The sequence below is a fragment of the Methylomicrobium sp. Wu6 genome, from assembly GCF_035916875.1.
Classification (GTDB): Bacteria; Pseudomonadota; Gammaproteobacteria; order Methylococcales; family Methylomonadaceae; genus Methylomicrobium.
This window is the reverse complement of sequence record NZ_JAXUHN010000092.1, coordinates 174,949-190,044: the sequence shown is the minus strand read 5'-3', so window position 1 is coordinate 190,044 and position 15,096 is coordinate 174,949. Positions and strand designations below refer to the sequence as shown.

The 15,096-nt window shown below is 52.0% G+C and carries 12 protein-coding genes; 3 read left to right on the top strand and 9 right to left on the bottom strand.

What is annotated here, in order from left to right; translation table 11 throughout:
* Positions 1-317 precede the first annotated feature (317 nt).
* A complete protein-coding gene (smbP, locus tag U2W12_RS17880; RefSeq protein WP_326502050.1) occupies positions 318-650 on the top strand; it encodes a small metal-binding protein SmbP in 333 nt (110 codons plus the stop codon).
* A 59-nt stretch (positions 651-709) separates the two neighbouring features.
* On the opposite strand, the gene U2W12_RS17875 is transcribed toward smbP, so the two are convergent.
* Positions 710-2,464, bottom strand: coding sequence for a proline--tRNA ligase (locus tag U2W12_RS17875; RefSeq protein WP_326502049.1), 1,755 nt, complete (start codon positions 2,462-2,464; stop codon positions 710-712).
* Positions 2,465-2,644: 180 nt separating this feature from the next.
* Between U2W12_RS17875 and U2W12_RS17870 the strand changes: the two genes are divergently transcribed.
* Positions 2,645-4,102: a M48 family metalloprotease gene (locus U2W12_RS17870; protein WP_326502048.1), complete on the top strand. Its 1,458-nt coding sequence runs from the start codon at positions 2,645-2,647 to the stop codon at positions 4,100-4,102.
* Positions 4,103-4,682: 580 nt separating this feature from the next.
* Positions 4,683-5,387 carry a urate hydroxylase PuuD gene (locus tag U2W12_RS17865; protein WP_326502047.1) on the top strand — a complete coding sequence of 235 codons (705 nt, stop codon included), beginning with the start codon at positions 4,683-4,685 and terminating at the stop codon, positions 5,385-5,387.
* A 613-nt stretch (positions 5,388-6,000) separates the two neighbouring features.
* Here the strand turns inward: U2W12_RS17865 and U2W12_RS17860 are convergent.
* The 8 genes from U2W12_RS17860 to U2W12_RS17825 form a co-directional block, all read right to left on the bottom strand.
* A complete protein-coding gene (locus U2W12_RS17860) occupies positions 6,001-6,951 on the bottom strand; it encodes a glycosyltransferase family 2 protein (protein WP_326502046.1) in 951 nt (316 codons plus the stop codon).
* A 143-nt stretch (positions 6,952-7,094) separates the two neighbouring features.
* Positions 7,095-7,949, bottom strand: a complete 855-nt coding sequence (locus U2W12_RS17855; RefSeq protein ID WP_326502045.1) for a glycosyltransferase family 2 protein — start codon at positions 7,947-7,949, stop codon at positions 7,095-7,097.
* A gap of 93 nt (positions 7,950-8,042) precedes the next feature.
* Positions 8,043-9,020, bottom strand: a complete 978-nt coding sequence (locus tag U2W12_RS17850) for a hypothetical protein (RefSeq protein WP_326502044.1) — start codon at positions 9,018-9,020, stop codon at positions 8,043-8,045.
* 21 nt (positions 9,021-9,041) lie between these two features.
* Entirely contained in the window at positions 9,042-10,181 is a 1,140-nt protein-coding gene (locus tag U2W12_RS17845) for an SDR family NAD(P)-dependent oxidoreductase (RefSeq protein ID WP_326502043.1), read from the bottom strand.
* A 70-nt stretch (positions 10,182-10,251) separates the two neighbouring features.
* Positions 10,252-11,451: a glycosyltransferase family 4 protein gene (locus tag U2W12_RS17840; protein WP_326502042.1), complete on the bottom strand. Its 1,200-nt coding sequence runs from the start codon at positions 11,449-11,451 to the stop codon at positions 10,252-10,254.
* A gap of 137 nt (positions 11,452-11,588) precedes the next feature.
* Positions 11,589-12,392, bottom strand: a complete 804-nt coding sequence (locus U2W12_RS17835) for a glycosyltransferase family 2 protein (protein WP_326502041.1) — start codon at positions 12,390-12,392, stop codon at positions 11,589-11,591.
* Positions 12,382-13,725: a lipopolysaccharide biosynthesis protein gene (locus U2W12_RS17830; RefSeq protein ID WP_326502056.1), complete on the bottom strand. Its 1,344-nt coding sequence runs from the start codon at positions 13,723-13,725 to the stop codon at positions 12,382-12,384. The genes U2W12_RS17835 and U2W12_RS17830 overlap by 11 nt, the downstream gene beginning before the upstream one ends.
* A 99-nt stretch (positions 13,726-13,824) precedes the next feature.
* Complete coding sequence (locus U2W12_RS17825; protein ID WP_326502040.1) at positions 13,825-15,093, bottom strand: O-antigen ligase domain-containing protein; 1,269 nt, start codon at positions 15,091-15,093, stop codon at positions 13,825-13,827.
* Positions 15,094-15,096 lie beyond the last annotated feature (3 nt).

The window sequence follows — 15,096 nt, the reverse complement described above, 5'->3', positions numbered from 1 at the left end:
AAACATGCGTCATCGTTTTCTGATAGTTCTAATCGGGCAACCCTTGCCAACTCTGTTTCCTGCTGGTTCTAAAAAGCTTTTAGTTTAACGCCAATCAACTTTCTGCGAGACACTTATCGTTGCAAATTTCAAATGAACTGAGATCAGTTTTCATGATCTAATAATGGTGTTGCGTCTTGCAACACTTTGAAGTCAAATTCCAATATTATTGAAAAGCCTCGATCCGGACTTTCTATCGCTACTTTGGATGAATATCATCAGTTGCCGATTTCTGAAGGCAGGATTGATTACCTAGAACAATGAAGAGGAAAACGATCATGAAAAAAATAATAACCGCCTGCACCGCTGTATTGTTATTCGTTTGTTCCGCCGCTTTTGCCGAAGAGCACGCCGCTGCCGCGCTCGAGCATGCGAAAGCCGCCGTCGAGCATGGCAAGGCCGGCCATCCGAAAGTGCTGGTCGAGCATGCCAACGCTTCGCTTGAACATGCGCTTGCTGGCGCTATCGTCGATAAGGGGCTGCAAAAAGAACATCTCGAAGCTGGCGCCGCCGAGCTAGAAGAAGCGATCACTCACGGCAATCTGGGCCATGCGCCGGAAGCGACCCGGCATGCCGAAGCTGCGGTAAGCCATTTCAAAGCCGCCCAGTAAACCCCGCAGGAAAAGAAACGGGCGGAATGCCCGCCCGTTTCATTATTGCCGAAGCCCGGTTAAATGAGCTTGGTCTTCAAAAAATCGATCAATTCCGCCATCGGAACTTCCTGATTCTCAGTCGCCGTTCTGGCCTTGTATTCGACGGTGCCGTTGTCGATACCGCGGTCGCCGATCACGATGCAGTGCGGAATGCCGATCAATTCCATGTCCGAGAACATGAAACCGGCGCGCACCTTGCGGTCATCGAACAACACATCGATGCCGGCGGCGAGCAAGTCCTGATACAGTTGTTCCGCGACGGCCCTGAGGCGTTCGGACTTGTGCATGTTCATCGGGCACAGCGCGACCTGAAACGGCGCCAGGCTGGCCGGCCAGATAATGCCTTTGTCGTCGTGATTCTGTTCGATCGCGGCCGCGACGACGCGCGAAATGCCGATGCCGTAACAGCCCATGATCATCGTGTGATTCTTGCCGCCTTCGTTGATCACCGCCGCCTTCATCGACTCGCTGTAGCGAGTGCCCAACTGGAAGATGTGCCCGACCTCGATGCCGCGCGCGATCTTCAACGTACCCTGGCCGTCAGGACTCGGATCGCCTTCGACGACATTACGGATATCGGCGACATGTCCCGAAATATCCGCAATCGAAGTTGCTAGAAAATCTCTTTCCCAGTTGGCGCCTTTGTAGTGGAAGCCTGCTTCGTTGGCGCCACAGACAAAATCGCTCAGATGCATCGCGGAATGATCGGCCCACCATTGAATGATCTTGCCCGAATCCTTCAATACAGGACCAATGTAGCCGGCGCGGCAACCCAGATGCTGTTCGATTTCTTCGTCGTGGGCGAAGCGGAAATCCCCCAACACCTTACGCGCCTTGACTTCATTCAGTTCATGATCGCCGCGTAAAAAAAGCAGGCAGAAGACATCGATTTCCTCGTTCCGCTCATTCTGAACTTGACGCATCACCGCGATCGTCTTCAGAATTTTGGCCGGCGCAACGTTTAAAAACGTACTGACTTCGGCAATTGACTTTTGGCCGGGGGTCGCTATTTTCTCTAAAGCCTCCTTCGGAAAGGCTCCGGGGGATTTAGGCGGCAAAGCCTCCGCTTGTTCGATGTTCGCCGCATAATCGCTGCCGGTCGAAAACGCGATCGCATCTTCGCCGGAATCGGCCAATACGTGAAACTCGTGCGACACCGCGCCGCCGATCGCTCCGGAATCAGCCATCACCGCGCGGAATTTCAAGCCGAAACGATTGAAGATTTCCGTGTAGGCACAGTGCATCACCTCATAAGTTTCCTGCAGCGATTCCTGATCCATATGAAACGAATAGGCGTCCTTCATCACGAATTCGCGCGAGCGCATCACGCCGAAGCGCGGCCGGATTTCATCGCGGAACTTGGTCTGAATCTGATAATAGGTGATCGGCAGCTGCTTGTAGCTCTTGATCTCGTTGCGCGCCAGATCGGTGATGATTTCCTCATGCGTCGGTCCCAGACAGAAGTCGCGCTCATGCCGGTCTTTCAGGCGCGCGAGCTCCGGGCCGTATTTTTCCCAGCGCCCGGTTTCCTGCCACAATTCGGCCGGCTGCAGGGCCGGCATCAGCACTTCGAGAGCCCCTGCCCGCTCCATCTCTTCGCGGGTGATTTTCTCGACCTTGCGCAAAACTTTCAGCCCCAGCGGCAGCCAGGTATATAATCCGGCCGCCAGTTTGCGGATCAGCCCGGCCCGAATCATCAATTGATGGCTCGCCACCACGGCGTCCACGGGAGTTTCTTTAACGGTATTGAGCGGGAATCGAGTCGTGCGCATGGTCTATCGTCTGCTTGAATGAAAAAAACGCCTATTTTACCGAATTTCATCGCGGATGCGTGATCCGCGTAGCGATGCAACGATTTTTGCCGGCAGCGGTCAAACTCCGCATCGATGCGCTACAATATCGGCTCAGTTAGCCGGAAAACACAAATCCTCAACCCCATTATCCGCTTGTTAATGCAAAAAACCGTTCTCTTGGCCTTGGCCTTCAGTCTGACTGTCTTTCCGCCCCTGCCCCACGCCGCCGACGACATCAGCAAAATCGAACTGCCCGACATGGGCGACTCGTCTGGTACGCTGATCACCCCGGAAGAGGAACAACAACTCGGCTCGGCATTCTTCCGCAGTCTGAATTCGCAAATCACGATTAATCAGGATCCGGAAGTCCAACAGTATATTCAATCTGTCGGCCAAAAATTGGTCACGGTCAGCGACTTGCCGGGGTATCCGTTTCATTTTTTTGTGGTGCTGGAAAATGACATCAACGCATTCGCGGGACCTGGCGGCTATGTCGGCGTCAATTCCGGGCTGATCCTGACTACCGAAGCGGAAAGCGAACTGGCGTCGGTAATGGCGCACGAAATTGCGCACGTCACTCAGCGCCATTTGTACCGCGCCGCCGAAGCCGCCGGACGCCTCTCGATTCCGACCGCCGCCGCGATGCTGGCCGCGATATTGCTCGGCACGCAATCGCCGCAACTCGGCCAGGCCGCACTGGTCGCGATCCAGGCCGGCAGCATTCAGTTTCAGATCGACTTTACCCGCGAAAACGAAGAAGAAGCCGACCGGGTCGGCATGCATATTCTCTCCGAATCGCAATTCGACCCGCGTAGCATGCCTACCTTCTTCGAGCGTCTGCAACAATCGACCCGCTATTACGGCCAAAATATTCCCGAATTCTTGCGTACCCACCCGGTCACCGCCTCGCGGATTTCCGACTCGCGCGGGCGCGCCGACCAATATCCTTATAAACAATACCCTGACTCGCTAGGCTACCAATTGATCCGGGCCAAACTCAGGGTCTTGGCGGGCGCCGACCCGAGTGAAACCCGGAAATATTTTGAGGCCCGCCTGAACCAGGGAACCAGCGAGCAACGGACCGTTTCCACCTACGGACTCGGATTGACCGCGTTGGCGCAACAAAAATTTGCCGAGGCGGAGCATATCTTTCAAAAACTGGTGGCCAATTTTCCGGACCAAACGCAATATTGCGCAGCCCTGGCTCGCACCGCGCTCGAACAAAACCAATTCGCTAGGGCACTGGCGCTTTATGAAAACCTGAGTAGCCGCTTTCCCGAAAATGAAGCGATCAAATTCGAATATATCACGTCGCTACTCAAAACCGGCCAAGCCGAAAAAGCCAGACAAGCCCTGTTTTCGCTGAGCGCAAATGCGCATAAACTGCCGGTTTATTATCAATTGCTGGCCGAAACCTACGGCAAACTGCACCAATCTGCCGAATCGCACCGTTATTTTGCCGAATATTACTACGCGATGGGCCAAACGCGCGATGCGATCACCCAAATCAGACTGGCGCAAAAATCGAAAGGATTGAATTTTTATTTATCTTCAATCCTAAGCGAGCGGCTAAATTTTTTCCTTGAGGAAGACAAGAAAGCCAGAGAAGCTCATTGAGGAGTGACCGCAGCTTTCGGATTGTGCAGCATTCATCCACCGAAAGTTTTGATCTAAATGAAAATCAATCCCAGTTGGACCGGCATTTCGAACCGCTGATAGCTATGCACAAATGCTGCACGAAAAACATAACACCTTGTTTTTATATTTTTTTTATATAAAAAATGATTTTTTTTAAAAAAAATCATTTTTTTGGTGGACAAGCTGTTTTCAACCGATTTAGAATAGCCGCGCTCTTGAAGAGCGAGACTGGTTAATCAACCGGCGGAGGAGGATAGCTTTATAAGCTATGCTGATAACAATAATAAGATAAATTAACCTGCTTGAGTAAAGTTGTACAGGCCACAACTCTAAGTACAACGGCATTATAACAATAATAATAAAGTGCTCAACACGCCCGCTTCATGCGGGCTTTTTATTGCCCTGAGAAACGCATAAGCGCCCTCCTCGGCCGCCCCTTTCAAATCATTTTCTTGACTTTTACTGCCGATTCTGTCCAATATCTACCGGTACGGCGTCGATGCATGACGTACAATTTCAACCAATCATCAATAACGAATAATTATAAAGGGGAGTTGCCATGGGAATCGTTACGACAAGCGCCGGTCTGGAAATGCTTTTGCGATGGGGGCATTTATTGGGCGGCATCACCTGGATCGGATTGCTGTATTATTTCAACTTCGTGCAAACCGAATACTTCAAGGAAGCCGAAACCTCCGCCAAAGCGGACGCCTTGCAAAAGCTGGCGCCGCGCGCGCTCTGGTGGTTTCGTTGGGGAGCGGTGTTAACCCTGCTGACCGGCTTGGGCATGTTCGCAGTCAGCGCCGGCAGAATTTCGTCGATGGACATATATATCGGCGCCCTGCTCGGAATCATCATGTTCATGAATGTCTGGCTGATCATCTGGCCGAATCAAAAAATCGTGATCGCCTCGGCCAAACAGGTCGCACAAGGCGGAGCGGCGCTACCTAACGCGGGAGAGGCGCTGGCCGCGGCAGGATTGGCATCAAGAACCAATACGCTGTTTTCGATACCGATGCTGTTCTTCATGGCGGCATCTTCGCATTACCCGCACCTGACATTTAAATTTCTGCCATTCATCATTGCGGTCGCGATCATTCTGCTACTCGAATATAACGGGGCCTATCTTGCGTTGAAACGATTCGACATCGTTAATAAGCTGCCGGCGGCCGGAAAGATGGGGCCCTATGCCAGCATCGCCGGTGTGATTCATTGCGGTTTGGGATTGGCGGTGGCGCTATTCCTGCTGCTGGACTTGTTATAACATAGTCACAGCAAAAAATAAATTTTGTAGGGGGCGGCTCGCGTCCCCCTACAACATGATTTCAATGTAACATCCTATTGCTAAGCGAGAAGTCTATTTGCATTTCCCGCATACCGTAATGCATTGAATTTGTAAAATTCAAGTGCCAACAAATTTTATGCGAACCGCTTAAGAATAGCTCAGTGACAAGCTCAAGCTGATTGTATCCGGGGGCATCGCGGATCTTAACCCTCGTAAGATTACCGGTTATGCGCTGGGTGGCTAATGCCCCTGAAACCGGCAGGACAAGCATGGCTGCGAGTACGAGGCAAAAGACAAGTTTCGAGGCATGCCGATGCTCCATGCTTTGGCGCGCAACCCGATGAGGATATTCACTGGGAAGGCCGCGCCCAAATGCGGATAACTGGGCTAAAAACCATTAAAAGGGGAGTTCCAAGTCGATTTCAGGGTTCGAATGGAACCCGGTGATTTCTATCATGCCTTTGTGTCCGCATTGGCGGCAAGCCGATAGAACTGCTTGTCTCCGCGAATATTGAAAAATTCACAACCTCTGAGTGGTACCGCACCCTTCAGCCTTTCCGGATGCCGTCCACTGCCGCGTGAAACCGGTTCGTCATAAGGAACTGGATTGCGCCCTGTTCAGCCGGCTTGTGCGTAGGGAGTCGAAAGTGTAGCGCGCCTCCCCCATCCCCATGGCAATGAAGCCGGACAGTATGCAGGGCCATAATACAGCTAGGCGCCCCAGGAGGGCAGGCGAGGCCTTGACGGATCGCCACAGGATGCGTCCCATACGCAATGGCGCAAGCAGCGGCGATAACAACAGCAGCCATCGCCCTATTGGGTTCACCTCGCTATTCTCCAGTCGGACATGTGCCACGCCTTGCCCCAACCAGTGGAGGTGACGCAGCACCAAATTCGCGCTATCGCGATTCACGTGAGCGACGGTTGCCGAGGGAGCAAAAAGCCGCGGCGCATTGGCGCCGTATAGAATACTGAGAAAGCGCTTGTCTTCGCCAGAGTAAGAACTCGTGTGAAATCGCCCGTATTGTTCGAACACACTGGCCTTGAAAGACGTATTGGCGGTGATGATATCGTGTACGGCGCGGGTCGTTCCGGTCGGCAGAAAGCGTGCGAACTCGATCAGAAAAATCGCCCAGCCCCAGAAAGCCTGTGGATTGCCGTTGACGATGCCGCCCATGACGGCCACCGCCTCCGGATGCTCGCGATGTGCGGCCAAATGCTGCTCCAGGCATTGCGGTTCCGCCACGCAGTCGCTGTCGATGAAAAGAATGGTTTCCGCCCTGACCGCATCCAGTCCGAAATTGCGTGCCATGCCGTAATACAGGCGGGTATCGCTGTGCAACAAACGCACATTCAGATAGTGCGTTGCGATGATGTCGGTGGTTCCGTCGGTGGAACTGTCGGCGACGATGATCTCGTAACAAGCCCGCGGCAGCGTTTGTTTCTCAAGGGCATCCAGGCAGCGGCGTATGGTCGCGCGGGCATTGTAGCAGGGAATTACAACGGACAGAACGGGCATATCCTGACTAATATAAGGCGTCATACCTTTTTATCCTCATAGCAATTTAAAATGTAGATTTGCGAAACATAAAAATACCTGTTCCGACAAAGGGGCTGATGACTGTTTCACCAACCCGAGCTGAACTGCGAATTATCAATGAATACTCACATAGTTACCAAAGCAGTTCATTTCCGATATACCAAAAAACCATGCCATATGCCGACCAAGTTTTTATAATAATATTCTGTCTTTTTAGAATTAAAAATAAGAATTGCCCCTATCATCTTCAAAATAGGAGCAACAAGCATTTTCTTGATCATGTAATACAGAATAAAAACATCTCTTTCATTGAAAAACTTCCTGATTAATGCGCCATTTCCGGAGGAATACTTCAGCATTCGCTCGCTACCGATGGTATAGGCATCCTTATTGGCATGATAAATTTTTATTTCTGGTGTATAGAATGCCTTATGCTTAGCGCGTAGCAGCCGATACAAGAGTTCCGGCCCTTCTGCTCCACAATACTTTGAATTGATTCCGAAATCATGATCCAAGTAAAATTCTTCCCGACGCATTCTGGCCACACAAAAAAAATGCGTAAACTCAACCCCCATCATATTAAGACGTGAGAAATAGACTGGCTTGTGAGAGTTCACCCCTATGCTGAAGTTGGTTTTAGAAAAATCATAGGATCCCGCCACCAGAATACCGAGTTGCTGCTGCTGTTCAAATTCACCGACAACTCTTTCTAAAACATCTGTTTCATAAACACAGTCATCGTCCGGAAACGCAATAATATCGCCAACCGCAAACTGTATTCCGTAATCTCTAGCGCGGGCGTTTCCATTGAAATTTACCTTGATATGCTTCAATGTCATGCGATCCTTAAACGTCTCAACGATGGCATCAATCTTTCCATCGATATTCTGGTCTATGACTATCAACTCAAAATCCTTGTAAGTTTGATATGCCAAGGAATCGAGTAGATCAACCAGTTCCCTGTCTCTTCCTAGCGTTGCCAAGATCAGTGAACACTTCATAAAAAAAACCGCCTCTTAATATTATCCGCAATCGTTTACTTATTCTGAAAAGACGGGGTTTCCCGCTCTTCACACCCACTTTGGCATTTATATTTATTGAAGCAGTACGTCGTCAAGCCAGCTTGACAGTGTATATCTCTGCCGTACGTGGCGCTTAGGCATCATGAAAGGAGATTCAAGAAACTCCGGGTCGACACGCGGTTTATTCCTGTCCATGACTGCCACATTGTTTTCATGGTAGAAATCTGCTTCGCCCAGGCGAGCGTTCGTCGAGATGATCTTCCTGCCCGCAGCAAAAGTTTCAATGCTGCGCATCGTATAGCCAGTCTGAACGACACGCTCTATGTCGACTACCGCACGGGCGCGTGCCACGAGTTCCATGATATTCCGTTTTGATAAGGGGGTAAAAATAAACTCGTCGCGCTTCGCACGCCTGAACGCCGGATCGAAACAGCGGCGAAAATAATAGATACCTCGGGAGGGTATGTACAAAACCTTTGCGAAACGGACGCCGTGCGGCAACCCGCGCTCGATGCTTTTGACGATGGAATAGCGATCGTCATGAGCGGTCCCGAAAAAGAGCAGATCGATATCCTGTTCAACGGTGGGGAGATTGACTTGCTCCTCAACAAAAAACAAAGGCCGGTAAATCAAGCGATTATCCGAAGCCGCGTCAAGAGGATCAAAAGTTAACGCACGATCAAACAACGCGACTTTCTGGAAGCTGTCTTTCGGCATATTGCGATAGCTGTCCCAAAAGTAGATTGTGAAGCGCGCATCAGGCAGCGCTTTCTGAAGGCGGCGGATCGCTTCAATGCTCAAGGCCTCCCCTTTTATGACCAGGACATCACGTATGGGTTGCTGTCGGACTTGCTCTATAATCTGGTCAAAGTAGCGCTCCGCTTTGCCCGCGATTAGAGTCGGCGACAATCGCAAGAGTGCCTTCGTGGCCGTATCGGTTGCAGGGCGATCCTCGAACCAGATGACATTGCGTCCACGCTGTTCCAGGTTTGCCTTAATCTCCTTGGCATAACCGAAAAAGCTCGCCGCAATAAACAAAAAATCAAACATAATCCAATGCTATAAACAAAATCAGTGCTTGGCACCCACGGCGAATAGCCCGCGCTCCTTAAGCTCCGCCAAAGACCGTTCGTAACCTGCATCATTGGCTTCATTACGCGCGGCCCACGCAAGGAATTGGTGGAGACCTTCGTTGAAGGACCATTTCGGTGTGAACCCCGTTAGGGTCCTGATGCTTGAAATATCGGCCACGTTATGGCGGATATCGCCTAGACGAAAGTCGCCCGTAACCCGAACAGCGACGTTTGCATCAAAGTAGTTAACAATCGCCTGGGCCACGTCAAACACCGAGGTGCGTTTCCCCGAACCGACATTCAAGGAATGGATACCGCGTACCTGCGGCTCTATACAAAGCGCAGTAGCCTGGACAACATCATCCACATAGACGAAGTCGCGGCTTTCTTGGCCATCCTCGAAAACGTTTAAGGAATTGCCCTGACGGACAAGATTGGAAAACACGGCCAGAATGCCCGTATATGGATTAGCAAGGCTTTGTCCAGGTCCATAGACGTTCTGATAACGTAATGCGAAGCCGTCGATACCGAGCGCACCCGCAAACATGATGACCATTTGCTCTTGCATCTGCTTGGTTAAGCCATAGAAGGACGATGGCGAGAACGGGGCATCTTCTGTGGTAGGCATAACCTGAACCGGTCCCGCGCAGACAGGGCAAAAGGGTTCAAAATATCCTTTGGTCATTGCCGAGACACTGCGTGCTTTAGGATAGACATCTCCGTGAATAGCGCAGCGATAGCGCCCTTCACCATAAATGGCCCGGGAAGAGGCCACGACAAGCTTCCGAAGCGTCGGAGACCGCTCATTGACAAGAATATCGAGCAGGACCGCAGTGCCGCGAATATTGACCTCTTCATAATGCTCGACCGCATACATCGACTGCCCGGTGCCGGTTTCGGCCGCGAAGTGAACGATGACCTCTTGCCCCTGAATCACTCGAGCCAACAAGCTCCGATCGCGAATGTCCCCTTGAACACAGTGTGCAACGGACTGCAGGTCATCGGAGAAGGATGCGCCCTGCCCATGAATCTGCTCGCTCAGATTATCCAGTACGGTTACCTTAGCACCCGATGAAGCCAGACTTTTTGCCAACCTCGAGCCGATGAAACCGGCACCGCCAGTGATCAAGACGTTCATATTAGAAGTTCCTTCCTGTCCCGGTTGGGCCATCGTAAAAAAAGAGACGTTCCGAAGGTACCCACTTGATTCACAGGATGGCCTCCTGACGGGGTTTTGCGGAGACGCCACCGATCTGGCGGTCCATCAAAACCTGCCAAACCTGGTTGCCAAGGGTGACGGGATTGAGATGCTCTTCCACATAAGTCCTCGCATTGCATGACATATGATCCCAGTATGATTGACTTAATGATTGCGCCGTAGTGATGGCATGACATGCCGAAGCGTCAGTTCTATCGAATATGAAGCCTGCCCCTATCGATTCAACACCGTCCCATGCCAGCCCTCTGGCAACCAGGACTGGCCGGCCCGCCGCCATTGCCTCGGCGACCACGTTGCCGAAGTTTTCGCGCATGCCTCCCGTCTCCTCGAGGCCCGATGGCAATACGAGGAAGTGACTGTTCGCCAGCAAGTTCATGACCTCCTCGTGGCCGACATAACCCCGATAGCTAATCGCACCTTTCGCTTGTTCGACCAAGCCCTGAAACTCCTCAAAATAAGCCCCGTCAACACCGCGTCCGGCGACCACCAGGCGGTCGGCTGGCCGCCGGGTCTTCAGCCAGGCCCGGATAAAGGCGTTAATCCCCTTCTCCTGTTGGATATGTCCCAGAAAACATATCGTTATTCCCTCGCCGCCAGGATTTCCTGCCGGCACCACCTTCCGGCTATCAATACCGTTTGGAACGATTAAGATTCGAGCATCGTGGCCGAGAACGTCTCTGACACCTTCAGCTTCCGTCTCGCTGGTACAATGGACAGCCATCGCGCGGCGCAGGGTGGGAAAGGTGAGTAATTTATAGAACAGCCATTTGTGCGGCTTTCGTTCCCTAATCAATTTCACATGCTCGGGCATCAGTCCCCCATGTACGGCTACCATGAATGGTTTCCGAAACAGGACGCAAAAAATTGCCGCTAGCGTGCACGGCCATGTGGCGATGCCGTGGATGTAGACAACGGGTGCCTCCAAGCACAATTTCAAAATCGCAGGGATTGCGCCAAAGCCAAATCCCCAACGTCTAAACCAGTAGCAGCGATAGAGATCGACCTCCACATTATCGCCGAGTTTCAGATCCTCCGGTTTAAGCCTGCGGTCAATCGATTCGTCCGAGACGACCAACCGGATTTGGTGTCCAACCTCTGCCCAGGCTTTAGTCAGCACGCTGGCTGTCACTGCTACACCGCCATATCCCTTGGCTGGCGATATATGAGTGGCGACTACTCCCACATCCATCTTCATGCTCCTCTAATTAACTATTGAACCTTATGAGTTTCCGGGGAACTCGGCCCTATTGTGAAACCCGGACAGCGAATGGCCAGCATGCCGCCCACCTGACAATCTTGCGCCCCGAACTACTTGAGTACGCCTTCTCATGTTTGTCTTTCGCCGTAGCGGGCAAGCAGATATTTAGTTGCCTCATACCAGGAAAACATCAATGAATATTCCAGGCCCGCCCGTCCATCCAGAAATCCTCGACAAATGATGTAATGATAGATAAATCGTAGCGGCGCCCTCAGTATCGAGTTCCCCAGCCACATGCTGAGCCGCTTCCTGCGGTTGATGATAATTCCCGCTTTATTGACCCGTATCTCCCGGCTTGCGTGATCGACATGCTTGTGCATCCATTCCAGCATTTCGCCGTCATAGTAGTAATGCTCGTAGGGGATTTTCGCAAAAGCGACCCTCGCACCCTCTTCGATATTTTCACCGAATCCCCCGTCGTGATGAGAAAGAAATCGCACCTTGCCCCGTCGCAGAAGACGCGCATGATAGATGGGATAGCCTGGCGCGTACCCGAGGCGCTTTCCCCTCAGAAAGAAATAGGAGGGCACCATGACGGCGTCCGCCGAAGCCAACTCCAGGTTCACGGCGGTCATAGCCCAATCGAAGAATTCTTTTTGAAACACCTCATCGGCATCGATAAACAGCACCCAGGGCGTGCTGATGTCACATTCTTCAAGCGCATAGTTTCTTTGCTGCGCATAACCTTCCCAGTCATGCTGACGGATCATGCAGCCATATTGTTTCGCTATATCGAGGGTCTGGTCAGTACTCCCGGAATCGAGAACAACCACATCGTAACCCGTTGGAAGGGCACTCAAGCAACGTGCCAAGGTTTTTTCCTCATTTTTGGTGAGTATGACGACGGTCAATACCCTTCCGCTATGATTCATTTAAATCTCCAGACTTTTGGTGCGCTACCTGCACCCATTCCAACCAAGGCTTCGCGATCAGCGCGACGACCAGAGCCTCGGTACCAAAATATATCGGAGCCGCAATGGCGGCGCCCATCAATCCCTGCCACTTCACCATGACCGGTATGCTTATGGCAGCGCTAATCACCCCGGCCACTCGCCCACGCAAGACCAGCCGAGTTCTTTTCCTTGCATAAAGGGGTTGGGCAAGCACAACCCCGGCCGCCTGCAGCGCACACCCCATCCCGATGATCGGCATCAGCACTGCTGCCGATTGGTAGGCCTCGGCGAGAAGCAGTTCGGTAACCCAACTTTTCAACAAGACGAGCGCCAAAACGCCCCCGAGCCCAACGGCAACGACACAGATCAACCAAATGCGAAACACTCTGCGTGCGGACTCGCTTTGATCTCTGGAGAAATGATTGAAATACACCGGCTGAAAGGTGCGCAACAGTACCATGGAACTACGGTTGAACGCCTCGTTGATCAGTGTGTATGCTGCCGCGTAGATGCCCACATCCGTGGCGGTCATCAGATAGCCGATAACATAGCGATCTCCGAGGGTATTGAACCACCCGACGAGTTCCAGGGGGATCAAAGGCCAGGCATAGGCCAGAATCTCCTTGCGAAGACGTCGATAAGCAGACGACCGAGGCTTCGCTATTTCCTTGGCATCTCCCCGATGAACCTTGAACCAAATCGTGTTCGCCGCAAAACTGGCCAGCGTATAACCCAGCAGGATCAAGACCGCATCGCCCCTCCCCCAAAGCACCAAGCTGATAGCTATCACTGGACGCAGGATGCTGTCGCAGGTCTGCCAAAGCGATGCCTCACGTTGACGGCGCTCGCCGATCAAAAGTTGCACGCCAAAATCTCGGCGCACTGTGGCGACGAGCAGCAGGCCTGATGCTACGAACAACCACGGCTTGTTCTCGCCGACATAGCCGTAAACCACGCAGCCGATCGCCATCAGGACTATCGCCAGCGTGACCGAGCGACTGATCAGTCCCCGAAGGATATGCATCAAGTCACTGCGCCGATGCTTCTGAATCGTTTCAGGCAGCAATCTCATTCCAGCAAAAACGAATGGGGAAGAAAAATTATTGACGCCTAAAGCCACTATGCCCACCATGAGTGCAACCTGTCCGAATACTTCAGGCGTCACCAACTCTGTCAGGACTCTGGTTCCCAAAAGAAGCACGATTCCGGATCCTATTTGACCGAGCAATGCCCAAGACGCATCGCCTACTATTCGGCTTTCAAATAGACTTACGAATATCCCATTGGCGGTAAGAACCCTACATAATCTCATATACATCAAAAAAGCCCGCTCCCCGCAACGTTCATTCGGACACTCAATATAATTTGCATGCAATCTCTTATCGATTTCAGGTGGCTATGATTGTTCACATTACCTCTCCCCTGATTGAACCGGACCACCCACTTCAACATCTTGCGCCACCCGAACGGGTGCATATAGCGGAAGCGCCTTGCGAGGCGTTCCCAGCACTAGCCCCCACAGGAACATGAGTATCGCATTTTGAGGAAAATACTCCCATAAATTAAAGGGTATGCCTGCCACAAAGATGAACGTCGTTACCACTAACTTACTTCGATGACCGGACAATTGTGAACTCATCCAAAGTAACGAAAGATAAGCCATTACACCAATCAAACCGTATCCGTTCAGCAGAAACAAGTACAAACTGTCGGAAATGAATTGTCCCGGAAAATGATCAGCACCAAACATAACGGTTATGGTATTCGACCCGAGTCCCAGTCCCCAGCCGAAGAGCAGGTCGGATGGCCCATTGATATTTGTTGTAAGTGTATTTAACCATGGCGCGATACGACCTTCTTCAGCAAGATCCGCATCTTGCCTGCCACTCAGAAGCGGCGTTGAAGCCAGAAACAAAAAACCAATGGCAAGCACCGGCGCCGAGAGAACTAGAGCCCAACGATCACGGGCACGCACGGCCTCGCATGCTCTGAAAAAAAGTACCAGGAAAGCGCTGAACATCGAGGTACGAGAGCCGCTCAAGATAGCCAGCAAGACGCTGAAATACATCCATTTACGCATTCCCAAGACCCCGGTCATCGAAAAAACCATGGTACAAGTCGCCATTGCCGCGCCGAACAGGTTCGGGCTTACGAAGGTACCCCAAGGCCGGCCTCCGCCCAGAATCGACACGCCAAACATTGTAGGCGCCCAAAGCGCCTGGGAGACCGCCAAGACACCCTGAATGACAATGTAATAGCGTAAATATGACGCAAACTTTTGGAGAACGAGTTCGCCCGCGCCTAGGCGGCTGACCATGAAGCCGATCAAGGCTAATGGCAGGTACTCGAAAACGCGCAGCCCGGCAATCGGCACCGCCAACGGCAGGTCCAGGTAGAGCGCATAGCCGACCTCGAATAACGCATAGGTGGCGATAATGCTAAGAAAGGCGAACGACTTGCCGGACAAGGCACCACGCCTGAATCTAGGCTCGAAAAAACTGTAAGTGACCACTACCAGCAACATGGCCTCGCGCAGTATCCTCAAACCGAAATCCTGTTCGCCATAGGTTTCCTGCACCCCGTTCCAGGCCGACTCGACCTGGGGCAGCGAAGCCACGACCGAAGCGCACACCAACGCGAACAGAAGAGCCGGCAAATCCCTTTCGAAGTGTATCTTCACCGC

Bases quoted from the DNA above. Each gene is read 5' to 3' on its own strand.
- U2W12_RS17850 (WP_326502044.1), bottom strand. From the start codon at position 9,020: ATGTTTGATTTTTTGTTTATTGCGGCGAGCTTTTTCGGTTATGCCAAG.
- U2W12_RS17860 (WP_326502046.1), bottom strand. From the start codon at position 6,951: ATGACGCCTTATATTAGTCAGGATATGCCCGTTCTGTCCGTTGTAATT.
- U2W12_RS17830 (WP_326502056.1), bottom strand. From the start codon at position 13,725: ATGAGATTATGTAGGGTTCTTACCGCCAATGGGATATTCGTAAGTCTA.
- U2W12_RS17855 (WP_326502045.1), bottom strand. From the start codon at position 7,949: ATGAAGTGTTCACTGATCTTGGCAACGCTAGGAAGAGACAGGGAACTG.
- U2W12_RS17835 (WP_326502041.1), bottom strand. From the start codon at position 12,392: ATGAATCATAGCGGAAGGGTATTGACCGTCGTCATACTCACCAAAAAT.
- U2W12_RS17840 (WP_326502042.1), bottom strand. From the start codon at position 11,451: ATGGATGTGGGAGTAGTCGCCACTCATATATCGCCAGCCAAGGGATAT.
- smbP (WP_326502050.1), top strand. From the start codon at position 318: ATGAAAAAAATAATAACCGCCTGCACCGCTGTATTGTTATTCGTTTGT.
- U2W12_RS17845 (WP_326502043.1), bottom strand. From the start codon at position 10,181: ATGAACGTCTTGATCACTGGCGGTGCCGGTTTCATCGGCTCGAGGTTG.
- U2W12_RS17870 (WP_326502048.1), top strand. From the start codon at position 2,645: ATGCAAAAAACCGTTCTCTTGGCCTTGGCCTTCAGTCTGACTGTCTTT.
- U2W12_RS17865 (WP_326502047.1), top strand. From the start codon at position 4,683: ATGGGAATCGTTACGACAAGCGCCGGTCTGGAAATGCTTTTGCGATGG.
- U2W12_RS17875 (WP_326502049.1), bottom strand. From the start codon at position 2,464: ATGCGCACGACTCGATTCCCGCTCAATACCGTTAAAGAAACTCCCGTG.